The sequence below is a fragment of the Gemmatimonas sp. genome, assembly GCF_044376735.1.
Lineage (GTDB): Bacteria > Gemmatimonadota > Gemmatimonadetes > Gemmatimonadales > Gemmatimonadaceae > Gemmatimonas.
This window is the reverse complement of the sequence record NZ_JBILKJ010000040.1, coordinates 1-23,943: the sequence shown is the minus strand read 5'-3', so window position 1 is coordinate 23,943 and position 23,943 is coordinate 1. Positions and strand designations below refer to the sequence as shown.

The following is a 23,943-nucleotide window of genomic DNA, read 5'->3' as shown; positions in this document are numbered from 1 at the left end:
GTGCAACCGCCAACCCCGAGTTGGGGCGCGATGATCGCCGATGGTCGCGATCTCTCGCAGCTACGCAACGCCCCGTGGACCAGTCTTGCTCCGGGGCTGGCGATCGGTGTTGCCGTGCTTGGATTCAACCTGCTCGGTGATGCCTTGCGTGACGCGCTCGATCCGCGTGCCGCCCGTCGCCTGCCATAGGCCGTCTACTCGTCTCACCCGCACTCGGGCATTCCCGATAGGCAGATCATGACCACTTCGCACGACGTCGCGGCGCTCCGCGACCGCGAGTACGCCTGGATGGCGAACGATCCGGCGATCTTCCTGAATGCGGCCAGCGTGGGGCCGATGCCGGCGGCGGCGGTGGAGGTGGCGCACACGTGGAGCCGAATGCGGGCGCAGCCGCACGCGCTGCCGTTCCAGTGGATGCTCGATGCCGCCTCGACGGCGCGGTCGCAGTTTGCCGCGCTGGTCGGTGCCGACGCGGATGAGATCGCCCTGATGCCCAACACGACCTACGGGCTCAATCTGGCCGCGCGGGCGCTCCCGCTGCGTCCGGGTACGATTCTCACGTTCGATGGGGAGTTTCCGAGCTGCGTCTATCCCTTTCAAGCACTCGGCGCGCGGGGCATCACCCTCGAGCTGATTCCGCGAGCGCATGGGCTTCCCAACGAAGACGCGCTGGTGGCCGCGATCGCGCGCCCCGATGTGGTGGCCGTCGTCGTGTCGTGGGTGCAATTCGCCACCGGCTATGTGGTCGACCTCGCGCGCATCGGTGCCGCCTGTCGGGCGCACGGCGTGTTCTTCGTGGTAGACGGCATTCAGGGCTGCGGTGTGCGGCCGATCGACCTGCACGCGCTCCCGATCGACATCTTCGCCAGCGGTGCCCAGAAGTGGCAGCTCAGCCCGTGGGGCACCGGCTTCGTGTACGTGCGACGCGAGCTGATCACGGCCCTCGACCCCATCGACGTCGGCTGGGCGTGCATGAAGACCTCCACCGACTACACCCGTCTCACCGACTACGACTACGACTTCTTCGACGATGCGCGGCGCTTCGAAGTCGTGACGCTGGCCTATCAGGACTTCGCCGTGGCCAATGCGTCGACGCGGATCCTGCTCGACATCGGGGTGGACGCCGTGGCCGCCCATATCGCGTCGCTCGGCACCCGGATCGTGGAGTGGGCGCAGTCGCGTGCGGATATCCGCTTGGTGACGCCGGCCGACCCCACGCGCCGGGCCGGGGTCATCGCGTTCGCCGCCGAGTCGTTGGGCGCGATGGCCGCGCGGCTGAGTGCCGCACAGGTCGCCCATACCGTTCGGGAAGGGGCGATCCGGTTATCCCCGCATTGCTACAACACCGCCGCCGAGATCGAACGGGTGCTCAAGATTCTTGACAATTGAAGATTGGGTATTGGACCTTGGGTCCGATGCCTCCATGTTGTAGTCACAATGTCGGATTCACTGAAGGACCTTCGAGGCACACTCGCCGATCGCAGCGTCGCGGACGCTCTGCGCTCATGCGCCATGCCCCTCGGATGTCCGGTCGGTTTTCTGGAACGACATCGGGTGGCGACGGTCGAACGGCTCTGCGGCGACCAGCGGGTCGTGCGCACGTTCGTGCGCCACGCGGTCGGATTGGTGTCGGTGCCTTGTGAGGAGGACGTCGACCTTGGGCTCGATCCGGCGGATGTGCAGGACCTGATCACCCTGACGCGCCTCGAGCTGTTACCCGGCTCGGTGATCGCCCTGCGTTCGGCGCGACTGACGGTGGGCGAAGACCCGGCCGCCGTCGAACTGGTGGACGAAGGCACGCTGTCGCCCCCGCCCAAGGTGGCGGGCATGCTGGTGTACGACCCGCGTCGCGCCGTGCTCGACATGCTGCGCCACGATGTCTCGCCGCGAGAGTGGGACGAGGGCGGCGGCAACAGTGATTCGCCGCATCGGGTCGGCGCGCTACAGGGCGGTGTGCTGGTGGCGTTGGCCACCGTCGATGCGCCTCAGGGAAAGCTGGCCCGCGTCCGCGTGCTCGTGTCGCCGCGTCACCGGCGCGCGGGCTACGGTCGGGTGGTGCTGCACGCCCTCGCGCGCCATGTGCTGAGTCAGGGCTTCATTCCGTTTGTGCGACTGACCGTCGGCGACCTGGCCGCACGCGCCCTCGCCAGCACCGTGGGGTTCGTGAGCTTCGCGCGCGCGTTGACGCTGCACGTAACGCGGGTGGATGTGGTCGCGTCGGCGGAGCGCTAATCCTGCCAACCGCACACTGAAAACTGCACACTGCAAACTCCCTAGGGAGCAGTGTGGAGGGTATCAGGAAGCAGGAAGCAGCAACTGCGTGCCGTTCACCTGCCTCCTGCCCCCTGATACCCTCCCTCCTGCTTCCTAGGGAGTTTGCAGTTAGGGAGTTTGCAGTTACGCTATCAGCCGATAGCGCCTAACTCTCGAAGTAATTGTGCGTCTCCGCCGCGCCGCCCGGGTGCACCACCGCCCCGTATCGCGCCGGACTCACCGTCTGCGCGTAGCGCCAGATCGCGCCCGACTGGAAGTCGTGACGCCGTGGCACCCACGCCGCGCGGCGTTCGGCGAGCTCCGTCTCGGACAACCGCACCGACATCGTGCCGGCGTTCGCATCGATGTCGATGAGGTCGCCGTCGCGCAGGAGGCCGATCGGACCACCGAGGGCCGCTTCCGGGCCTACGTGCCCGATGCACAACCCACGGGTGGCGCCGCTGAACCGGCCGTCGGTGATGAGCGCGACCTTGTCGCCCATGTCCTGCCCGTAGATCGCCGACGTGGTGGAGAGCATCTCGCGCATACCCGGACCGCCGCGCGGCCCTTCGTAGCGGATGATGAGCACATCGCCGGCCTCGTAGCGCCGCTCGGTCACCGCCGCGAACGCGTCTTCCTCGCTGTCGAACACCCGGGCCGGCCCGCTGAACACGCGCGTGTGCAAGCCGGCCACTTTGACCACCGCGCCGTCGGGGGCGAGGTTGCCCCGCATGCCGACCAGACCGCCGGTCATCGAGAGCGCCCGCGAGACCGGCATCACCACATCCTGTCCCTCGGGGAGCACCACATCGGCCAGATTCTCGGCCAGCGTGCGACCGGTGACGGTGATGCAGTCGCCGTGCAGATAGCCGCCGTCGAGCAACGCCTTGAGGATGATCGACACGCCACCGATCTCGTGCACATCCTTCGCCAGATACTTCCCGCCCGGCTTGAGATCGGCCAACAGCGGCGTGCGGGCGAACACCTCCGCTACGTCGAACAAGTCGAACGCGATACCGGCTTCATGGGCCAGCGCCGGCAGGTGCAGGGTGGCATTCGTGCTGCCGCCCGTGGCCGCCACCACCGCCGCCGCATTCTCGAGCGACTTGCGCGTCACGATCTGTCGCGGACGCGGACCGTCGCGCAGCAGGCGCATCACCGCTTCGCCGGCGCGCTCCGCGTACACGTCGCGTGATTCGAGCACGGCGGGCGGGCTCGCCGAGCCGGGCAGTGCCAGACCGATCGCTTCCGACACATACGCCATGCTGTTGGCGGTGTACTGCCCGCCGCAGGAGCCGGCGCCGGGACAGGCCACCTTCTCGAGCGCGGTGAGCTCCTCGAGCGTCATGGTGCCCGCCGAGTGCTTGCCCACGCCTTCGAACACGTCGAGCACGGTGACGTCGCGTCCCTGATAGCGCCCCGGCATGATCGAGCCGCCGTAGAGGAACACCGAGGGGACATCGAGTCGCACCATCGCCATCATGAGCCCCGGCAGCGCCTTGTCGCAGCCGCCGATCGCGACCAGCGCGTCGTACGTGTGGCCGCGCACGGTGAGCTCGACCGAGTCGGCGATCGTTTCACGGCTGACGAGGGATGCCTTCATGCCGGCGTGCCCCATCGCGATACCGTCGGTCACCGTGATCGTGGTGAACTCGCGCGGCGTGCCGCCGGCGGCCGTGACGCCGCGCTTGGCCGCCTCGGCCTGACGGCGCAGCGAGATGTTGCACGGGGCGGCCTCGTTCCAGCTGGAGACGACCCCGACGATCGGCTGCGCGATCTGGGCTTCGTCGAGGCCCATCGCGTAGTAGTACGAGCGATGGGGCGCGCGCTCGGGGCCTACGGTGGTGTGACGACTCGGGAGCTTCGACTTGTCCATGCGGTGGGGTACTCGGAGGGGTGGAGACCTGCCAAAACTGGGCGTGTGCCGGGTGCTTACGGGACGTACACCAGCCCAAACTCGCGCGCGCCCTTCTTGAGCAGCAGATGACGGCCGCGCAGCAACCGGTCTTCACCGATCATGCGATCGGCAGCCGAGAGCTTCGTGCCGTTGATGCTGACGCCGCCCTGCTCGAGTAGCCGCTTGGCCGCCCCGCGAGACGCCGCCACACCGAGCGCCGTCAGACACTCGTAGACGTCGATCCCCTCGGAAAGCGCTGGACCGTTGGCCGGTCCACCATCCGCCGGCGCCGCGTACGTCGCGAATGGAATTTCGAGACGCAGGGCCTCGAGCGCCGCGTCGGACAGTCCCTGCGGGTCAGCCTTCTCGAACAGCAGCGCCGACACTTCCTGCGCCACGCGGGCCGCCTCCGCTCCGTGCACGCGCGTGGTCACCTCGGTGGCCAGGGCGCGCTGCGCCTCACGCTTCTCGGGGGTGGTCCGCACCGACTCATCGAGCGCTTCGATGACCTCGCGGTCGAGCAGCGTGAAGAAGCGCAGGTACCGCGACACGTCGCGGTCATCGGCGCCGATCCAGAACTGATAGAACTTGTACGGCGACGTGCGCGCGGGATCGAGCCACACCGATCCGCCGCCGGTGCTCTTGCCGAACTTCGAGCCGTCGGCGTTGGTGATCAGCGGGAAGGTGAGCGCGTTGGCATCGCCGCCTGTGGTGCGGCGGATCAGTTCGAGCCCGGCGGTGATGTTGCCCCACTGGTCGCTCCCGCCGATCTGGAGCGTCACGCCTTCGCGCTGATGCAGCTCGAGGAAATCGTGCGCTTGCAGCAGCATGTAGGAGAACTCGGTGAACGACAGCCCGGTCTCGAGCCGCGACTTCACGGAGTCCTTCGCCAGCATGTAGTTGATCGAGAAGTGCTTGCCCGTGTCGCGCAGGAAGTCGAGCAGCGACAGCTTGGTGAGCCAGTCCGCGTTGTTCACCAGCTTGGCCGCGCTCGGTCCCTCGAAATCGAGGAACTTGGCCAGCTGCCGCCGGATCGCTTCGGCGTTCTCGGCGATCGTCTCCAGCGTCTGCAGCGTGCGTTCACTGCTGCGGCCGCTGGGGTCGCCGATCATCCCCGTGCCGCCGCCCACCAAGGCAATGGGACGGTGGCCGGCCCGTTGCAGGTGAACCAGGCCCATGACGGGGACGAGGTTGCCCACGTGCAGGCTCGACGCCGTGGGGTCGAATCCGCAGTAGCCGGTGACCTGCCCCGCCGCGAAGGCGGCCGGAAGGCCCTCGGTGTGCTGGAACAGCAGCTCGCGCCAGGCGAGTTCGGAAATCGGGGCTGAGGGCTCGGACATTCTCACAAGTTATCGCGGGGCTGGCTCTTGGCGCGCCCCCGCGTGGTCGGGTAGCCTTCAGGTCATCTATGGCTCTTTTCTCCGTTCTTTCGCGGCGCCCGTGGTTGGGGTGGCTGCTCGTAGTCGGGATCTTCGGCGGCATGGTCGGTGCCGGCGGGCTCCTTGGTGCGTGGAGCGTCATCTGCCGCGATGGGCGGTGCCCGTCGATCGCCTCACTCGAGCGGTACGTGCCGCGTCAGACCTCCAAAGTGTACGCCGCCGACGGCCGCTTCATCACGGAACTCGGGGTCGAGCGTCGTACGCTCGTGCGCTTGAAGGACATCCCCAAGCACGTGCGCGACGCCGTCGTCATCACCGAAGACCGCCGCTTCTACTCGCATTCCGGGATCGACTACTACCGTGTGTTCGGCGCCCTCGCGCGCAACCTGAAGGCCGGCAGCTACGTGCAGGGCTTCTCCACCATCACGATGCAGCTGGCCCGCAACGTCTTCTCCGATCGCATTTCCCGCGAGAAGACGCTGCTGCGCAAGATCAAGGAAGCGCGCGTGGCCCGTGCCATCGAACAGCGCTACACCAAGGACAAGATCCTCGAGCTCTACCTGAATCAGGTCTACCTCGGCAACGGCGCGTACGGTGTGGAAACCGCCGCGCAGCGCTATTTCGGCAAGCCGGTGCGCGACGTCAGTGTGGCCGAAGCCGCCGTGCTGGCCGGATTGCTCAAGGGGCCCGAGCGCTACAACCCGCGACGCTTCGCCGATCGCGCGATCCTTCGCCGCAATACCGTGCTCGAGCTCATGCGTCGTGAAGGCGCCATCAACGCGGCCGACGCGTCGCTGGCCAAAGCGTATCCTCTGCAACTCGCCGAACGCACCGAGTCGGGCGATGTGGCGCCGTACTTTGTGGAGTGGGTCCGGCAGGAGCTCGAAGCGCACTTCGGCAAGGGACTCTACGATGAAGGCTACAAGGTCTTCACGTCGCTCGACGTCGATATGCAGGGGGCCGCCGAGCGTGCACTGGAGAATCAGCTGCAGGCGATCGAGGCGGGGCGCCATGGCAAGTACGCGCACCTGACCTACGAGGAGTATCTCGCGCGATCGGCCGAGGGGGGCGAACGGGGGGCCGCCAATTCACCGTATCTGCAGGGCGCCTTCGTGGCCGTCGATCCGCGCAGCGGGGCGGTGCGCGCGATGGTGGGCGGACGCGACTTCGGTGACTCCAAGTTCAATCGCGCCGTGCAGGCGCTGCGCCAGCCCGGCTCCACGTTCAAGCCGATCGTGTACGCCACCGCCGTGCACGAGGGCTTCAGCCCCGCGCAGGTCGTGGACGACTCGCCGATCTCGCTCGACCAGATCAGCGGGGAGACGTGGACGCCGCAGAACTACGACATGAAGTTCCAGGGCAGCATGCCCATGCGGAAGGCGCTGTATCAGTCGCGCAATCTGGCGGCGATCCGCACCGGCCTGGCGGTGGGCGCGGACAAGGTGATCGCGATGGCGCGACGCTTCGGCATTACCACGCCGATCCCACCATATCCGTCCGTCTTCATCGGCTCCGCCGACGTGTATCCGGTGCAGATGATTGCCTCCTATTCGGTGTTCGCCAACCTCGGGCTGCGTACGTCGCCGCACGCGATTCTCAAGGTGGAGAACGCCGAGGGCAAGGTGGTGTGGCAGCCAGCCGCGGAGCGCGAGGCCGTGTTGTCACCGGAAGAGGCGTGGCTGATGGTGAGCATGATGAAGGACGTGGTGGTGCGCGGTACCGGCGCCCGCATCTGGAGCTCGGGCTTCCGCGTACCCGCCGGCGGCAAGACGGGTACCACGAATGACGGCGCGGACGTGTGGTTCATCGGCTACACCGCCGACCTGGTGGCCGGCGTTTGGATGGGCTTCGACAAACCGCAGAAGATCAAGGCGAATGCGCAGGGCGGGGAACTCGCGTCGCCGGCGTGGGCGTCGTTCATGACGGAGGTGTATCGCCGCAAGCCGCAGCCCCCCGACTGGCCGCGCCCCGACGGCGTGATCGTGCGCGAAATCGATGCGGTCACGGGACAGCTCGCCAACAGCAGCTGCATGACGGCGCTCACCACGGAATTCTTCGTGCAGGGCACCGAACCGACGGGTACCTGCACCGATCCGACGTCGCGCCCGCTGCTTTCGACGGACAGCGTCGCCAAGCTGCGGGCCAAGGCCGACTCGACGAACCCGTTCAAGATTCCGCCCACGTGAGAGCCGCGTGAGTGACCGCACGCTGTACACCGCCGACTGGGTGCTGCCGATTTCGTCGGCGCCGATACGCGACGGGGCAGTGCTGGTGGAGGCGGGGCGCATTGCGTTCGTGGGGGCGGCGAGTGCCGTGACTGTCACGCCGGGCGCCATCCGCACCGTGCCGCTGGGGAATGCGGCGCTCATGCCGGGGCTCGTGAACGCACATTCGCATCTCGAGCTCACGCTGCTGCGCGGTTTTCTCGAGGGGCTCGACTTCCGCGACTGGCTGGGCGCGCTCACCACGATTCGCCGCGATCTCATGAGCGAGGGTGTGTTGCTCGATGCCTCGCGGGCTGGCATCCGCGAAGCGCTGCGCAACGGGATCACATGCCTCGCCGATACCACCGACTCCGGCGCTCCACTCACCGCCATGCGCGAGTACGGCGTGCGCGGCGTGGCGTATCTCGAAGTGTTCGGCCCCGATCCGGCACAGTGCGACGGGGCGATCGCGCAGCTCACCGCCCGCGTGCTCGCGGCCCGCGCGTACGATACGGCCCTGGTGCGTGTCGGGGTGTCACCCCATGCGCCGTACACGGTGTCGCGCGACCTCTTCGCGGCCACGGCCGCATTGTCGCGGCGTGAGGCGCTACCGATGGCAGTGCATGTGGCGGAGAGCCCGGCCGAGATGCGCTTCGTGCGCGATGGGGCCGGGCCGTTTGCCGACCGGCTGCGGGCGCGGGATATCGCCGTAGCGGCCCAAGCCGAGTCGCCGATCGCGCTGCTCGAGGCGACCGGCGTACTGGCGGCCCAGCCGCTGCTGATTCATGTGATCCAGGCCGACGATCGGGACATGGCGCGTATCGCCGAGGCCGGGGCGAGTATCGTCCACTGTCCGATCTCCAACGCCAAACTCGGGCACGGCGTCGCTCCGCTCGATCGCATGCTGGCGCACGGCATCCGCACCGGCCTCGGCACCGACTCGGTGGCCAGCAACGATCGCATGGATCTGCTGGGAGAAGCGCGTCAGGCCACCCTGTTCCATTCGCTGCGAACGGGTATGCCCGATGCCTTGAACGCGCACGACGCCCTGACGCTCGCCACCCGCGGGGGGGCGGAGGCGCTCGGCCTCGCGACAAGGGTCGGAACACTTGAAATCGGGAAGGACGCCGATCTGGCGGCCTTCCCCCTCGACCATGACGACGCGCAGCCACTGTTCGATCCGGCGGTAGCGCTGGTACACGCCCTGGCCGGGAAGGTGGAAGCCACCCTGGTGACCGTCGCCGGCCGCGAGCTGGTCGTGCGCGGCGAACTGACCCTGCGCGACGAGACCTTACCGTTACGCGTTGGAGCGTGGCGAGAGCGCCTGCAGCAGTGGCGACGGGCTTCCACCACGAGGTAAGCTTCAGAGAGCGGACCCATCGACCTTGACACTGTAGAGTGGAGGGTAGGGCGTGAGCGCCGGTTGTCTCGCATTGAATGCGTCGTATGAACCCCTGACCATGGTGCCGCTTCGGCGTGCACTCCGGCTGGTAATCGACGGCAAGGCGGAAATCGTCGAGGCCGACACGGGCATGCCCGTTCGCTCCGAACGACAAGCGTTTCCGCGACCGGCGGTGATCCGCCTGACCCGCTTTGTGCACGTGCCGCGGCGATTCCGCCGGCAAGTCACGAACACGTTCCTGTTTGCCCGCGACGACTACCAGTGCCAGTACTGCGGGCGCCGGTCCACGGAGCTCAAGCCCCGCGAGTCGCTCACGCGCGATCACCTCATTCCGATCTCGCGCGGTGGCTCGAACGAGTGGACGAACGTGGTCACGGCCTGCAGCGGGTGCAACACCAAGAAGGCCAATCGCATGCCGAACGAAATCGGCATGACGCCGCTGCACGCCCCGTCTGAGCCGCATTTCGTGCATCTGAGCTGGGCGGTGCGGCGACTCACGCCGATTCAGGCGCAGTACATCAAGGTGTTCTACGGCGAAGAAACGCTGCGCGAGCTCGAGAAGATCGAGGGCGCGGTCAGCGCGACGTAAGGCCGTCCGTCAGTACGACACCGCCGGACTTTTCGCCTCGAGCCGTCGCACTTCACCACCAAGTAGGCGGCTCGCCAGGGACCGCACCCCGCGCGTGATCGCGGTGCCGGGGTTGCGCTTCCCGCGCACCGCCGGTGACGCCTCGCCGCGGAGCCAACGCTCGAGTTCATCGAGGTCGCTCACGTCGAGCGTTTGGAGTTCGGCTTGCACGGCCACGTAGCTCTTGCGGCCACGTGGTGGCGTGGACAGCGCCGGTTGATACGCCAGTTCGCTGGCCGCGCGCGCATCGGCGAAGCGCACATAGCTCCCCAGCGGCGTCAGGCGTCCCGCCACGAAGCGCGCCACGTCGTACGTGCGGTCGATGGCATCGTATCGCACCACGACGTCCCATTCCGCGCGACTGAGCACATCGTCGAACCAGCCGCCGATCGACCAGAGCTCGGTGCGTACATGCAGGCGGGCCGGGAACCCGCTGCGCAGCAATTCGTCGAACGGCTTCTCCGTCAGCACGCCGCGGACCGCCACCAGTGGCGGATAGGCGGCCGGCGCCACGCGGATGTCGATCTCCGGCCGCGACTGCGCTGACGCCGCACTGACGACTCCGACCAGGAGCAGTAGCACGACGACCAGCGAGCGGACCCGTATCCACACCGATGACGACACCGGTGGGAACGGCGAGTGCATCGAGTCAGGGATCACGCGAATCAGAAACGGCGCCCGAGCCGCACGTAGACATTGGGCGACAGGCCACTCTCCGACACGGCCTGCGCCACGTACACGCCAAAGGTGCCGAAATCGAAGCCGCCGCCGAGATCGGTGCGCCACGACCGGAGCTCCGGCACCGATCCCTTCGGGTAGCGCAGGGCGTCAGTGCCGCGAGGGCCCACCAGCCATCCGCGCCCGGAGTTCGCAAAGACCACCCACGCCCCGTCGGCCTTCAGTCGACTGAACACCCACCGGCGATCGCCGAGATCATCCTCGTCGCCGAACAGATTCACGCGGAAGTCCCCCTTCCACTCGACTTGCAGCAGCGCCATGCGATCGCACAGCGACGGACGGCCGAGCGCCGCATACGCCGCTTCGGTACCGAGGGCGCAGGTGCCCACGTCGGTGCTGGTCAGCTGACGACGGAAGTCGAAGCCGGGGAGTGCGTCGATGCCGCTCACCGAGAATCGGCGCTGCGCCGGTAGCGGATCGCCATTGATCCAGCCGCCCACGACGGCGCGCATGTTCAGCGATGCGATCGGTCCCAGACGGTTGTAGCGGCGGACGTCGAGCAGCGCGCGCGAATACACCGCGTCGGTCTCCGCGACCAGCGCATTCACCGTACGCGGATTGCTGCGCGTGAGTGCACCGTTCCCGTGCTCGTACTCGCCGCGCAGATACCAGCCGGCGCGCGGGTCGCTGGGGCTGTTCCGCGAGTCGAAGGTGCCCGACACCGTGAGCAGCGTCATCACGCCTTCATCAGCCAGCGGATTCACGCGCCACGGCACGTTGTCGTTCACGATCGAGAGGACGTCGCGCGCCCGACGCGACCCCCATCGCTCCTGCCCGTACGATGCACGGAGCTCCGAGCTGCGTCCGGCGAACACGCTCACATACCCGTGGCCGCCATGACGCTGATAGAAATCACGGTAGTCGCGCGTGAACAGGAAGGTGTTGAGTCCGACCTCGGTATCGGTGAGCTGCCACTTCTCGACCGCGTCGACTTCATCGAACAGACGGCCGCCGACCGCCACGCCGACACGATTCCCGTGACGGACGTCAAACAGCAGGCGATGGCCCAGGTTTTCGCGTGTCCACCTCAGCTGGTCACCGGTGCGGAAGATGCCGAACAGTTCGGCCTGCACGCGCGTGTCGCCGTTCCGGACGCGGAAGCGCGGGCCGACGTAGATCGGCAGCCCTTCCACTCGATTGTAGGTGTGCGCGGTCGTGACCAGCAGGTCGCTCGCCGTGCGTCCCGAGGCACTCCGCTCGTCGTCGTGCGTCCATCGGGACCACCGCCCGAGAATGTCGAGTTCGGCCACCAGCGTGTCGCCCACCTCGTGGTAGCGATACGCCGCACTCCACACCCGAATCTCGCCGCCCACATGCAGGCGTTCAGGCGACTCGAAGCTGCCGCCGATGACCGTGAGCGCGCGCTCGATACGGGCGTCATCCACCATCGAGACGTCGCCATTGAGCACGACGACCTGCCCCGTCACCACGCCCGCCAGGCGTACGCGGCCACCGAGTACCGCCAGATCACCGCGTACGGTGTCCGTGCGCGCCAACGCGAAGTCGCCGCGCACCCGCCGCGTCGCGGGCGCGTTCCACACCGCGGTGACTTCGAGCGCCACCTCGCGCGGGATGCCACCAAGCCGTCGTGCGCGATCCGGGTCCGGCTCGCGATCTCGCTGCGCCGACGCCGACGCCAGAGGTAGGACACTCAGCGTCACCCACATCGCCGCCAGGACCATCCGTGCGCGCCCATGCACGGGCGTGGCTGCCTTCATCGCCTTCTCCTGCTGAGGTTCTCGGTAACGGAGGGGACGCCTCCGTGATCGTACGACAGACACGCCGAGCGCGCCGATGGATTGAACGACGGGGGGATCACTCGCCGGCCGCCGCCAATCCCAGTCGGCGCATACGTCGGTACAGGTTCGGCCGGTCGGTTTGCAAGCGGCGTGCGGCCTCGGCCACGTTTCCGTCACTCTGGGCCAGCGCGGCCGAAATCAGTCGACGCTCGTAGGCGTCGAGGGCATCGCTCAGGGGCAGCGTCGGCATGGGCAGCAGCGTCTCGGCTCCATGTGCCGGCGTGTCGTTCGACAACATCGTGAAGGGATCCGTTGCCACCGCGGGGAGCACCTGCAACACTTCGGCGCGACCCACCACGCTGCCGGCATGGAGAATCGCCAGGCGCTCGACGACGTTGGCGAGCTCGCGCACGTTGCCTGGCCACCGATAGCTGCCGAGGGCCCCGAGGGCGTCGTCGTGCCATTGCACGAGCGGTCGGCCGGTGCGGGTGCGGTGTCGCGCCGAGAAATGCCGCACCAGCGCCGGCAGATCGCCTGGACGGTCGCGTAGTGGTGGCAGCTGCATGGGAATCACATTCAGGCGGAAGAACAGGTCCTCGCGGAAGCTGCCGTCGGCCACGGCGCGACCGAGGTCTTTGTTCGTCGCGGCCAGAATGCGCACGTCGATCTTGATCGGCTTGCCGCCGCCCACCCGTTCGATTTCCCGTGCTTCGATGGCGCGCAGCAGCTTGGCCTGCGCTTCGGCACCGAGGTCGCCCACTTCATCGAGAAAGAGCGTGCCGGTATGCGCGAGTTCGAAGCGACCGAGGCGACGATCCGTGGCGCCGGTAAACGCGCCGCGCTCGTGTCCGAACATCTCGCTTTCCACGAGATCACGCGGAATGGCGGCGCAGTTCACCCGAATGAACGGCCGGTCGCGCCGCGGACTGGCCAGATGCAGCGCGGCGGCCACGAGTTCCTTGCCGGTGCCCGATTCGCCGGTGATCAGCACGCGGGCGTCGGTGGGACCCACGCGTGCGATGAGGGTGCGCACCTCGTGCATCACGAGGGAATCGCCCACCATCTCCCCCGAGATGCCGAGGTCTTCGCGCAGCGCGGCGGCGGCGCGGCGCGCCTGACGAAGCTCGAAGGCCGAGGCGAGGGCCAGCAGCACGCCTTCAGGAGTGAGCGGTTTCTCGAGGAAGGTGAAGGCGCCGAGCTTGGTGGCGCGCACCGCATCGGTGAGGGCGGCGCGTCCACTCATCATGACCACGGGCATATCCGGCCGGCGTTCGCGCAGCTTCTGCAGCAGCGCGAGTCCATCGAGGTCACCCGGCATCATGAGGTCCACGAGCGCGACATCCGGCTCGTTGGATTCGGCGAGGGCGAGCCCAGCGGCCCCGTCGGCGGCATCGCGCACGTCATATCCTTCGGCACTCAGCAGAGCGCCGACCATGCGTCGGATATTCGGTTCGTCGTCGACGATCAGGACACTGGGCATTTCCGCGCGTCCCTATCGGTTGGTGTCGACGGGAACCGCCGCGGCGGCCGGACGCTGCTCCAGCAACTTCGACGTAAAGCGCTGCGCTTCGCTGAGCCGCTCCATCTCCACCGCGACGGTGTCGATGTTGCGCTCCATGGCGTCGAATCGCTGCGCCAGCTGCGCTTCCAGTGCGTTGTCGGCACGCACGGCGCGGCCGCGACGGTCGAGGTAGCGCGCCACGGCGCGGGCGATCGGCCAGCCGATGAACACCGCGATCACCGAGGCGGCCACCGCCCAGGACATCTGCACCAAGCCCCGCGGCACGACGTCGTTGAGCGGAATGGTCGTGGTGTTGGTGCCCTGCGTGAGCACGATGTTGCCGCCCTTCACGTTGATCTGCACGTTCTGCCCGCTGCCGTCGCCGGTGAAGACGATGGTGCCGGGGGGCAACGGCGGAGCGGGTGGGTCGGCGGTGCGAGAGGCGTCGCTCACTGGGTTGGGAATCTGCTGCATCATGGCTCCGTGCTCGCGGTGCGCCGCTCAACCGGCAGGCGTAAGGATATCGTGGTGCCGACACCGACGGTGCTGGTGGCGTCGATGAAGCCCTGGTGGGCGTCCATGGTTTGACGGGCGATGGCGAGCCCCAGTCCGGTGCCGCCAGGCTTGGTGGTCACGTAGGGATCGAACATGCGGACCAACGTGTCGGGGGCAATGCCACCGCCGCTGTCGCGCACGGTAATGATGACAAAGGGCGCGTCGTGGCGGAGACCGATGTCGATCTGTCCTGACGCGCCGCAGGCATCGACGGCGTTCAGCAACACGTTCGTGATCGCACGCACCAGCGGTTCGTGGAAGCCGTGCACCAGCGGGAGCGTGTCGTTCCCCTCGATGGTGACGGCCAGTCGCTCCGGGACCGTGCTGCGCGCGACGCGCGTCACGAGCTCCAGCACATCGATGTCGGCGGCCGGTCCATCGGGAAGTCGGCCGAATTGCGCGAAGCTCTTGGCCATCGTTTCCAACCGTGCCGCTTCCTCGGCCAGCACCTCCACGGTGTCACGCAACTCCTCAGGCGCGGACCGCCGCAGTCGGTCAACGGCAAAGCGGATCGGGGTGAGTGGATTCTTGAGCTCATGCGCAAAGCGACGGGCGGACTCACGAAACGCCTCGGCGCGCTCGGCGTCGAGCGCCCGTCGTCGTCCGGTATCGAGCTCCTGAGCCATCGTGCGCATCCCCGTTCGAAGCACTTCGAATTCCGGCGCGCCGAGGCGCTCCGGTTGCTCCGGGATGGGCCGCCCTGTGCGGATCAGTCCCGTCCATCCCACCAGTTCGTCGAGGGGTCGACTGAGCTGACGGCTCAAATGTCCGGCCACGCGTGACGCACCAACGGCCACCAACAACACCACCAGCACCGCGCCAGCCACCACCAGTCGCATGGAGCGCGCGGCCACGAAATCGAAGCGACGGGCCAACTCCACCGACTGCCGCAGCTCCGCCTCGTGCCGATCCACCACGGCCCGCTGCTCGACGGTGAGCGGCGCGCTCCGCGTGGCCGCCAGCGCCTGTTCGCCGCTGAGCGCGATCCGCTCCCACGCCGAACGGGCCGACAACAGCGAGAGCGCCCGGCTGGCCGTGCCCACGCCCACCAAGGTGACCGCCACCGTGGGGACGAGCGCGAACAGGATCAGCATGGCGAACAACCGTGACCGGAATGGAGCCGTGGCGCCGGCTCGTGCGAGGCGACGCCGACGCCGTTCCCGTCGGGAGTGCGTACGCGAGGGCGCGGGGAGGGGTTTCTCCCCCGGACCCTCCTGAGGGCTCGACCCACTTTCGTTGACGGTCGGCTTCCGCATCTCGTTCATAGTCGGTAATTTACGTGGCTGTACCCGATCCCGGAGTGGAATGGCAACGTCGTGGTCCCTCGCCCCCCTGATCGAGCAACGTGCGCAGGAGCATCCCGCGCGCGTGCTCGCCTCGAATGGTGAACGGACGTGGACCTATCAGCAGGTGGACGCGGACGCGTCCTCCCTGGCTGCGGCTTTCTCCGAATTGGGGCTTGGCGTGGGCGATCGCATCGCGGTCAACCTGCCGAACGGCGTCGAGTGGATCATCGCCACGTTGGCCGCCGCGAAGCTTGGCGCCGTCGTGGTGCCGGTCAGTCCGCAGCTCAGCATTCACGATCTGCGCTACCAGCTGCGACACGCCGAGGCGAGCGCCGTCGTCACCATCGAGCGATGGGACGGCGTCGACTTTCTGCAGCGCTTCGAAGAATTGCTCGGCGATCTGCCCGACCTGCAGTACGTGGTCACGGTAGGCGACGAGGATCTGTGGTACGACGACCGGATCTTCCAGTTTGAAGATCTGGTCTCGAGCGGCACCGGGCGACCGGTGCCGCGTCCCGCGGTGTACGACGACACCACGGACTTGGCGGTGCTGTACACGTCGGGAACGATGGGCAAGCCCAAGGGCGTGCCGCTGTCGCACCGGGCGCTGGTGGAAAACGCGGTCCGTATGGCGGAACTCCTCGAGATTTCGCCCGACGACCGCGTGCTCGGCGCGGTCCCGTTCTTTGCCATCTTCGGCTTCGGCGTCATGCTGGGCACGATGGCACGTGGCGCGACGATCGTGATCCAACCGTCCTTCGACCCGGCGCGCGCGCTCGCGCTCATCGCCGACGCGAAGGTCACGGTGCTACACGGCGTGCCCACGCAGTATCACCTCCTCATGCGAGAGGAGTCGTTTGACCCGTCGCGACTCACCTCGCTGCGAGCCGGCGTCATTGCCGGCGGTTCGGTGGACGAGGCGCTGGTGCGTCGGGTACGTCGCTGGTGCGATGTGCTCGTGGCATACGGCCTCACGGAAACCGGACCGATCGTCACGATCACCCGCTTTGCCGACAACGACGAGCGTCGTTTGAGCACAGTGGGCTACGCCCTTCCCGGCGTCGAGATCATGGCGATGGATCTCGTGACGGGCGCACTGCACGGACCCGAAGCGGTTGGCGAGATCGCCGTTCGCGGGCCCAATCTCATGCGGGGCTATCTCCGCATGCCGGCCGAGACCGCCAAGGTCATGACGCCGGACGGGTTTTTCCTCACCGGTGATCTGGGGATCATCGATGAGGATGGGTATGTGAAGATCGTCGGGCGGCGGCAGGAGACGATTTCACGCGGGGGCATGCAGCTGTACCCGCGCGAACTCGAGGATCGTCTGCGTGCGCATCCGGCCGTGGACGATGTGTGCGTGATCGGCGTGCCCCATGATGTCATGGGGGAGCTGGTGTGCGCGTGCATCGTGCCAGTAGAAGGGGCAGTCATCACGGGCGGCGAGATCAAGCGCTTCGCCCAGCACACGATGGCCGCCGACAAGGTTCCCGATTTCGTCCGCTTCTTCGATGTCTTTCCCATGACGGGAAGTGGCAAAGTGCGGCGGCGAGAACTCGCGCGGGCAATCGCGCTGAGCGCCAACACGATGAGCGCCTCGGCGCTGCACGGCAACGCGCTCGATCACTCCGTTTCGTATCCAGACTAGTCCATGAGTCGACATGACACCCGGTCCCGCACCGCGGCACCGTCCCGTACCATCGCGCCGTTCCATCGCGGACCGCAGGCCGTCACTCCGGTGACCTCCCCGAATGCCGCCCCGCCGGCCCACGCCCCGAACGCGGCGCTGCTCATCGATTTTGACAACGTCACGATGGGCATCCGCTCCGACCTGCAGGGCGAGCTCAACAACCTCCTCTCGTCGGACATCGTCAAGGGTAAGGTCGCGGTGCGCCGCGCGTACGCCGACTGGCGTCGCTACCCGCAGTACATCGTGCCGCTCACCGAGTCGTCGATCGATCTGATCTTCGCGCCGGCCTACGGCTCCTCGAAGAAGAACGCGACCGACATCCGTCTCGCCATCGACGCGATGGAGCTCGTCTTCACGCGCCCCGAGATCGGCACCTTCGTGCTGCTCTCCGGTGACTCCGATTTCTCGAGCATGGTCATCAAGCTCAAGGAGTACGGGAAGTACGTGATCGGCGTCGGCATCCGCGAGTCGTCGAGCGACCTCCTGGTCATGAACTGCGACGAGTACTACTCGTACAACGCGCTCGCCGGCCTCACCAAGACGGGCGATGACGAGTCGACCCGCTGGGATCCGTGGGAGCTCGTGACCGAGTCGGTGAATCGCATGAAGCGCAACGGCGATGTCATGCGCTCGGACCGCCTCAAGCAGGTCATGCAGGAAATCGACTCGTCCTTCGACGAGAAGAACCTCGGCATGCCGAAGTTCTCGCGCTTCGTGCAGGACGCCGCCCACAAGGGGCTCCTCAAGGTCACGAAGCTCGACAGCGGCCAGCTCGAAATCGACACGCCCGATGGCAGCATCGCACCGGCCTCGAGCACGAGTGCGGCGGCGCCCACCGAAGCGCGTCGCGAAGAAAGCGATCGTGAACGCGACGAACGTCGTAGTCGCCGCGGCCGTCGTGGTCGTGGTCGCGATCGGTTCGACCGCACGCCGGTCGACGGCGAAGTGCGTGACGCCGCGCAGGATGCCGCCGACGCCGAGCAGGATGCGGCGGACGACGCGGCGGAAGCGGCGGGGCTGGCTGGCGTCACCGCGACGGTCGATACCGGTGCGGTCGCGGTCGATGGGCTGGCCGACGCCGCGGGTGTGGGTGGAGAGACGGATGCCGCCAGTGAAGGCGAGCGTGAGGCGCGCCGCGGTCGCAACCGTCGTGGCCGTGGTCGCGATAGGTTCCGCGATCGTGAAGGTCGTGAGCCGCGGGTCGAGGCCGATGCGACGACGCCGGTGAGCGTGCCGGCGGAGCCCGCGATGGTCGCACCAGAGGTGTCGACGCCCGCGGTGGCCGCGCCCAGCTTCGGCTCGGCGGTGGCGGGACACATCGGCAGCAGTGGCGAGCGCCTCACGCGCAGCGAGGCGTTCGACCTGGTGCGTCGTGCGGTCGAAGCGCTGGTGCAGGGCGACGATGCCACGAGCGCCAGCGCGGCGCGCACGAAGGCGTTCGAGCTGCTTGGTCGCGACAGCGAGTCGTTGAGCGCCCGCATGTTCGAACGCATTCTGCAGGACGCGCATGATGCGAACATGATCGACCTCCGTCGTCGTGGAAACGATTTCGAAGTCGCGCGTGCCGCCGATGCCGCCTCGATCGTGGAGCAGCTCAAGACGGTGGACGACGCGCAGAAGGCCGAGGCCAAGGCGGCCGCAGCGCTGTTACCACAGGCGCCGCGCGGTATGGGCGCCCGTGGCGTGGCGCCGCGCGGGGGAGCCCGTGGGCGTGGCCCGGTCGGCCCGCCGGCGGACCTCCTGATGTTCGGCGTGGTCGGTGCGCGTCCGGTCGAGGCACCGGTCGCACCCGCCACCAACGGCGCCGTCGCGCCGGTTGCGCCGGCGGCCGTGACGCCGGTGGTAGAGGCGTCGGTGGTTACGCCGGTCGCTCCGGCGGCGGTCGAGGCGCCGACGGTGCCGGCCCGTGGTCGTGGTGCCAAGCCGGAGGCCAGCAAGGCGGCCGCGAAGGCGGCCCCGGTCGCGCAAAAGGCCCCCAAGGCCCCAGCAAAGGCTCCGGCCAAGGCTCCGGCCAAGGCTCCGGCCAAGGCGCCCGCCAAGGCTCCGGCCAAGGCGCCCGCCAAGGCTCCGGCCAAGGCGCCCGCCAAGGCTCCGGCGAAGGCCCCAGCCAAGGCTCCCGCCAAGGCTCCCGCCAAGACGGCACCGAAGGCCGCCAAGGCTCCGGCGCCGGTCGCCAAGAAGGCTGCGGCCAAGGCCCCAGCCAAGAAGGCCGCAAAGAAGCGTTAAACAGGACGAACGGGGAGCAGCCCGCGCCGGATCGTGGAGACCGAGGTGTACCTCGGTCCTCACGATCCGGCTTCGTATTCCCCTCGCCGTCCCGTCGTTGCCTAGTGCAACAAGCCCACGAGTCTGCCGACCTCCTTGAACGCCGCGATGACGGCGTCGAGATCGTCTCGGCTGTGCGCAGCGCTGACCTGGCAGCGCACGCGCGCCTCCCCTTTGGGCACCACCGGGAAGCCGAAGCCGGTCACGAACACGCCCCGGTCGAGCAGCATTTCGCTGACCGTGATGGCCAGCGCGGTCTCGCCCACGATGATCGGAATGATCGGCGTTTCGCCGGGGAGCGGATGGAACCCCGCCTCCTGTATCGCCGCGCGGAAGTACGCCGCGTTGTCGTGCAGTGTGGTGACCCGCTCGGGGTGCGCTTCCGTGAATTCCACGGCGGCCAGTGAGCTGGCCGCGACCGTGGGCGGCAGCGCATTCGAGAACAGCTGCGGCCGCGAGCGCTGCGTCATCATGTCGCAGAGGGCCGCGGGGCCCGCGATGAAACCGCCGGCAGCGCCACCAAGCGCCTTGCCGAGGGTGGAGGTGATGATGTCCACCTCGCCCAGCACGCCAAAATGTTCGGCCGTGCCGCGTCCCGTCTTGCCCAGCACGCCGGTGGCGTGTGAGTCGTCCATGACCACGATCGCGTCGTGCTCGCGGGCGATCTGCAGGATCTCGGGGAGCTTGCAGATCGAGCCTTCCATCGAGAACACACCGTCGGTCCAGATGATCTTCCGCTTGGCGTCCTTCGCCCCGCGCAGCTTCTCCCGGAGGTCGTCCATGTCGCTGTGCTTGTAGACGGCGGTCGTGCACTTCGTGATCGACTTGGCCAGGCGCACCGAGTCGATGATCGACGCATGGTTCAGCGCGTCGGAGACCACGAAGTCGCCTTCGCGGGCGATCGTGGGCGTCAGCGCTTCGTTGGCATTCCAGGCCGACACGAAGGACAGCGACGCCTCGGTCCCCACGAACCGGGCGAGCGCGGTTTCGAGATCGCGATGCAGCGTGAAGGTGCCGCAGATGAAGCGGACCGAGGCGGTGCCGGCGCCGTACTGCTCGAGCGCATGGATGCCGGCTTGCACCACCGCGGGCTCGTTGGCGAGGCCAAGATAGTTGTTGGACGACAGCACGATGACTTCGCCGCGTCCTTCCATCCGCACGCGAGCCCCCTGCGGCGACTCGAGATGGTTGAGTCGCTTGTAGGTGCCGGCGGCCTTGAGGGCGTCGAGTTCGGCCTGCAATTCAGTCGTGAGAGACATCGAGAAACCCGGTCTACAGCTGGAAGATGATCTTGCCGGCGTCGCCGGACTTGATGAGTTGCATCGCGTCATCGACCGCTTCGAGCGGGAGGCGGTGCGTGATTACGGGGGTCGGATCGAAGTTGCCGGAGGCGACGAAGCGCGACATCTGGTGCCAGGTGTCGTACATCCGACGGCCGACGACGCCGTAGATCGTGAGACCCTTGAAGATGATCTCGGTGGCGAAGTCGATGTCGATCGACTTGGACGGAATCCCCAGCATGTTCACGCGCCCGGCGGGGCGGCAGAGCGCGAACGCCTGATGCACGGCGGAGGGGACGCCCGACATTTCGAGGACGACATCGGCGCCGTTGCCATCGGAGGCCTTCATGACGGCGGCCTTGGCGTCGTCGGGATGTACTGCGTCGTGCGCGCCCATGGTCCGGGCCAGCGCGAGACGCTTGGGGTTCACGTCGGTGGCGATGATCCGCGCGGCGCCGGCGGCTTTGCAGATGCCCACGGCGAAGGCGCCGATGGGCCCGCAACCGGTGATGAGCACCACGGCGCCGGGGATGTTGGCGGTGAGCGCCGTGTGAAAGGCGTTGCCCATCGGGTCGTGAATGCCGCCGATGTCGTAGCTGATGGCATCGTCGAGGTGCCAGACGTTGGTGGCCGGCATGGCGATGTACTCGGCAAAGCAGCCGTCGCGGTCGACCCCGATGATCTTGGTGGACGGGTCGGCGTGCGCATTGCCGGTTCGGCTGAACAGCGAGCGCTCGTCGACGATGTGCCCCTCGGCGGTCACGCGGTCTCCGACCTTTACGCTCTCGACGAAGCCGCCGACGGCGACGACATCACCGGCGAACTCATGCCCGCAGATGAACGGCGGCTTGCACCGGCCGGAGGCCCAGGCGTCCCACTCGTAGATGTGCACGTCGGTGCCGCAGACCCCGGCACTGCGCACGCGAATGAGGACCTCGTCATCGCGAATGGTGGGCTCGGGGACCTCGGTCAGCGTCAATCCACGCCCAGCCGTTTGCTTCACCAACGCTTTCATGTCACTCCCAGAAGAACCGACCCGCACGGTATGGCCGCGCGCCGCCGGAGAGATCGTCGTGCCGTTGAACGGCGAAAAGTCGCACGCGTACGGAGCGCGTGGAAGGCCGGATGATGACGGCGGCGTTGGCGTGCGGTGATGTATTCGCGCGCGTTCTTTATACGCGCTATTGCGCACTTGAATTATCCACGCGTATATTCGCGTGAATTCAACGACTTGCGTGTTCTGTCCACATCCGGGTCTCCGTGGTTCTCGCAACACGGCAACAGGGTGCGCAATCCTCATCGGCAACGCGTGGCCATAAAACGGCACGAGTTCCTCGAGCAGTCCACGATCGCCTCGGCGATCTCCTCTGGTGTGGCGAACCGCAGTCTGGTTCAGCCCACGGTTTCGTCGTCGCTGCTCGCGCCTGTGCGCGGAGCGACGGCTTGCTCCGCTGTCGCCATCGCGATGCGTGAGCCGCGCGGGCCTCGTGTCGTCGCCCCCCACGACACCATCGGCATTCGTTGCCTCGCGCGCATCTCCCCCGTCCCTCGTGAACGCCTGGTGCGGCCGCGTTACGCTCCTCGCGTTTTTGCGCTGCGCTCTGCTACTGCCTGGTCCCGTCGCTCCTCGACGCGGACATCCACCTGCACGACTCCTCTGGAGACCGTGTAGCGCATAAGACCGCGGTGCATGCGCCGCGCCTTGTGTGAGCTCACCTTTCCACCGGGGGAAAGGGAGTGCGATCCAAACCTCCTCGAGAGGATTTTCGAAATGGCTCCTGCCAAGAAGGCCGCCAAGAAGGCGGCAAAGAAGGGTGGCCGTAAGGTCGCGAAGAAGGCGACCCGCAAGGTCGCGAAGAAGGGCGCGAAGAAGGCCGTGAAGAAGACGGTGAAGAAGGCGGCCAAGAAGGCGACCCGTAAGGTGGCCAAGAAGGCGACCCGCAAGGTTGCCAAGAAGGCTGTGAAGAAGGGTGCCAAGAAGGCCGCGAAGAAGGGCGCCAAGAAGGCTGCGAAGAAGGTTGCCCGCAAGGCCACCAAGCGCGCCAAGAAGGTTGCCGCTCCGGCTCCGGTCGCCGCGTAATTCCGCGGTCAGGCCGTTTGCAGGTGTATAAACGCGAAGGCGCCGGCATGTCTGCCGGCGCCTTTCACGTTTCCATGACCTCCGAACCGCGTGCGACCTACAACGCGGCGACGCACTCCTTCACGCGGTCGGACACCGGCCCCTCGTCGTCGGGCACGGGGCCCCAGACGAACGCCGCAAACCGCGACGGACGATCGCCCGGGCCACCATCGGCGATCACGATCCCCATGGGCTCGCGCTGCGACAGGACGACAACAGACTCTTTGAGGCGCATAGTGGGTGATCCTCCACCCGAAAGGTGACGACAACAGGGCCGTGCGGGACACGACCGAACGCCTTCGTACATAGCACACTTGGTGCCACTCGTAGTGAATTTGTAACCTCTTGTGATTGAACGACTTGAAAACAAAACGCCGACGTGGGCCACGTCGGCGGTGTCCTACTGACACGATACATTCTCACGATGAGCGTGTGCAAAAGACACACGCCGTCGGCGGCGGCCGCTACGCGACGGCGACGTCCTTGCGCGCCATGAACGTTTCGCGCAGCCCCACCGTCTTTTCCACGGAGATCGTCCACCCGCGGTATCGCGTGCGCAACTCTTCGAGCGGAAAGCCACCGTGCATGCTTTCGGTACCGGCCGCGATCGTCTCCACGAGGTGCACACCGCCATCGACGGTGGCGCTCTGCAGCACTTCGATCACGCGGGCGCGGTCCTGCATGGTGAGGCCGGCAAACGCGGTGGGTGAGCAGACGACCCCGTGCAATTCCACGTCGGGGGCCCAGCCACCAAGATCGGCGCAGTAGCCACGAACCCGCTCGGTGAGGCCAGCGGCTTCAGCGGCCCGCACGACGCGTTCTACGGCGTCTTCGGCGGGCTCCACGGCGGTCACGGCGCACCCTCGTGCCGCGAGATAGAGCGCCGGGCCTTCGCGCTCCGCTCCGGCCACGAGCACATGCCGATCACTCGAGTCGGCGAGCGCGCGCACCAGCATCGCGTTGGGATCGATGCCCCAGTGCTCGGGCTTCTGGTACTGCTCGAGCAT

Annotated in this window: 19 protein-coding genes and 1 pseudogene; 9 read left to right on the top strand and 11 right to left on the bottom strand. The window is 67.4% G+C overall.

Annotated elements, in window-relative coordinates; genetic code table 11:
* The 3 genes and pseudogenes from ACIRA7_RS08170 to ACIRA7_RS08160 form a co-directional block, all read left to right on the top strand.
* Positions 1-189, top strand: a pseudogene (locus ACIRA7_RS08170) (ABC transporter permease); the annotation flags it as partial.
* A gap of 48 nt (positions 190-237) precedes the next feature.
* A complete protein-coding gene (locus ACIRA7_RS08165) occupies positions 238-1,389 on the top strand; it encodes an aminotransferase class V-fold PLP-dependent enzyme (RefSeq protein WP_396220361.1) in 1,152 nt (383 codons plus the stop codon).
* 123 nt (positions 1,390-1,512) lie between these two features.
* Positions 1,513-2,232 carry a GNAT family N-acetyltransferase gene (locus tag ACIRA7_RS08160; protein ID WP_396220360.1) on the top strand — a complete coding sequence of 240 codons (720 nt, stop codon included), beginning with the start codon at positions 1,513-1,515 and terminating at the stop codon, positions 2,230-2,232.
* Between the two features lie 187 nt (positions 2,233-2,419).
* On the opposite strand, the gene ilvD is transcribed toward ACIRA7_RS08160, so the two are convergent.
* Complete coding sequence (gene ilvD, locus ACIRA7_RS08155; RefSeq protein ID WP_396220359.1) at positions 2,420-4,129, bottom strand: dihydroxy-acid dehydratase; 1,710 nt, start codon at positions 4,127-4,129, stop codon at positions 2,420-2,422.
* 56 nt (positions 4,130-4,185) lie between these two features.
* Positions 4,186-5,490, bottom strand: coding sequence for a tyrosine--tRNA ligase (tyrS, locus tag ACIRA7_RS08150; protein ID WP_396220358.1), 1,305 nt, complete (start codon positions 5,488-5,490; stop codon positions 4,186-4,188).
* Positions 5,491-5,558: 68 nt separating this feature from the next.
* Here tyrS and ACIRA7_RS08145 point away from each other — a divergent pair, with 68 nt between their 5' ends.
* Genes ACIRA7_RS08145 through ACIRA7_RS08135 form a run of 3 tightly spaced genes read left to right on the top strand, consistent with a single transcriptional unit; the run spans position 5,559 to position 9,724 of the window.
* Complete coding sequence (locus tag ACIRA7_RS08145; protein ID WP_396220357.1) at positions 5,559-7,715, top strand: penicillin-binding protein 1A; 2,157 nt, start codon at positions 5,559-5,561, stop codon at positions 7,713-7,715.
* 7 nt (positions 7,716-7,722) lie between these two features.
* Complete coding sequence (locus ACIRA7_RS08140) at positions 7,723-9,093, top strand: amidohydrolase family protein (RefSeq protein WP_396220356.1); 1,371 nt, start codon at positions 7,723-7,725, stop codon at positions 9,091-9,093.
* Between the two features lie 52 nt (positions 9,094-9,145).
* Entirely contained in the window at positions 9,146-9,724 is a 579-nt protein-coding gene (locus ACIRA7_RS08135; protein WP_396220355.1) for an HNH endonuclease, read from the top strand.
* A 9-nt stretch (positions 9,725-9,733) separates the two neighbouring features.
* Here ACIRA7_RS08135 and ACIRA7_RS08130 read toward each other — a convergent pair whose 3' ends face one another.
* The 5 genes from ACIRA7_RS08130 to ACIRA7_RS08110 form a co-directional block, all read right to left on the bottom strand.
* A complete protein-coding gene (locus tag ACIRA7_RS08130; RefSeq protein WP_396220354.1) occupies positions 9,734-10,423 on the bottom strand; it encodes a hypothetical protein in 690 nt (229 codons plus the stop codon).
* A gap of 5 nt (positions 10,424-10,428) precedes the next feature.
* On the bottom strand, positions 10,429-12,219 hold the full coding sequence (locus ACIRA7_RS08125; protein ID WP_396220353.1) for a hypothetical protein: 1,791 nt from the start codon (positions 12,217-12,219) through the stop codon (positions 10,429-10,431).
* 97 nt (positions 12,220-12,316) lie between these two features.
* On the bottom strand, positions 12,317-13,720 hold the full coding sequence (locus tag ACIRA7_RS08120; protein WP_396220352.1) for a sigma-54-dependent transcriptional regulator: 1,404 nt from the start codon (positions 13,718-13,720) through the stop codon (positions 12,317-12,319).
* Positions 13,721-13,732: 12 nt separating this feature from the next.
* Complete coding sequence (locus ACIRA7_RS08115; protein WP_396220351.1) at positions 13,733-14,194, bottom strand: hypothetical protein; 462 nt, start codon at positions 14,192-14,194, stop codon at positions 13,733-13,735.
* Between the two features lie 20 nt (positions 14,195-14,214).
* Complete coding sequence (locus ACIRA7_RS08110; RefSeq protein ID WP_396220350.1) at positions 14,215-15,390, bottom strand: sensor histidine kinase; 1,176 nt, start codon at positions 15,388-15,390, stop codon at positions 14,215-14,217.
* Positions 15,391-15,601: 211 nt separating this feature from the next.
* On the opposite strand from ACIRA7_RS08110, the gene ACIRA7_RS08105 reads away from it, so the two are divergent.
* Positions 15,602-17,230, top strand: coding sequence for a class I adenylate-forming enzyme family protein (locus tag ACIRA7_RS08105; RefSeq protein WP_396220349.1), 1,629 nt, complete (start codon positions 15,602-15,604; stop codon positions 17,228-17,230).
* Between the two features lie 3 nt (positions 17,231-17,233).
* A complete protein-coding gene (locus ACIRA7_RS08100; protein ID WP_396220348.1) occupies positions 17,234-19,498 on the top strand; it encodes an NYN domain-containing protein in 2,265 nt (754 codons plus the stop codon).
* Between the two features lie 101 nt (positions 19,499-19,599).
* On the opposite strand, the gene ACIRA7_RS08095 is transcribed toward ACIRA7_RS08100, so the two are convergent.
* Positions 19,600-20,796, bottom strand: a complete 1,197-nt coding sequence (locus ACIRA7_RS08095) for a glycine C-acetyltransferase (protein WP_396220347.1) — start codon at positions 20,794-20,796, stop codon at positions 19,600-19,602.
* Positions 20,797-20,809: 13 nt separating this feature from the next.
* Entirely contained in the window at positions 20,810-21,832 is a 1,023-nt protein-coding gene (tdh, locus tag ACIRA7_RS08090) for an L-threonine 3-dehydrogenase (protein WP_396220346.1), read from the bottom strand.
* A 756-nt stretch (positions 21,833-22,588) separates the two neighbouring features.
* On the opposite strand from tdh, the gene ACIRA7_RS08085 reads away from it, so the two are divergent.
* Positions 22,589-22,897, top strand: coding sequence for a hypothetical protein (locus ACIRA7_RS08085; protein ID WP_396220345.1), 309 nt, complete (start codon positions 22,589-22,591; stop codon positions 22,895-22,897).
* Between the two features lie 97 nt (positions 22,898-22,994).
* On the opposite strand, the gene ACIRA7_RS08080 is transcribed toward ACIRA7_RS08085, so the two are convergent.
* Positions 22,995-23,171, bottom strand: a complete 177-nt coding sequence (locus ACIRA7_RS08080; protein WP_396220344.1) for a hypothetical protein — start codon at positions 23,169-23,171, stop codon at positions 22,995-22,997.
* 229 nt (positions 23,172-23,400) lie between these two features.
* Positions 23,401-23,943: SAM-dependent methyltransferase (locus tag ACIRA7_RS08075; RefSeq protein ID WP_396220343.1), on the bottom strand; the 543-nt coding region annotated here is incomplete at its 5' end.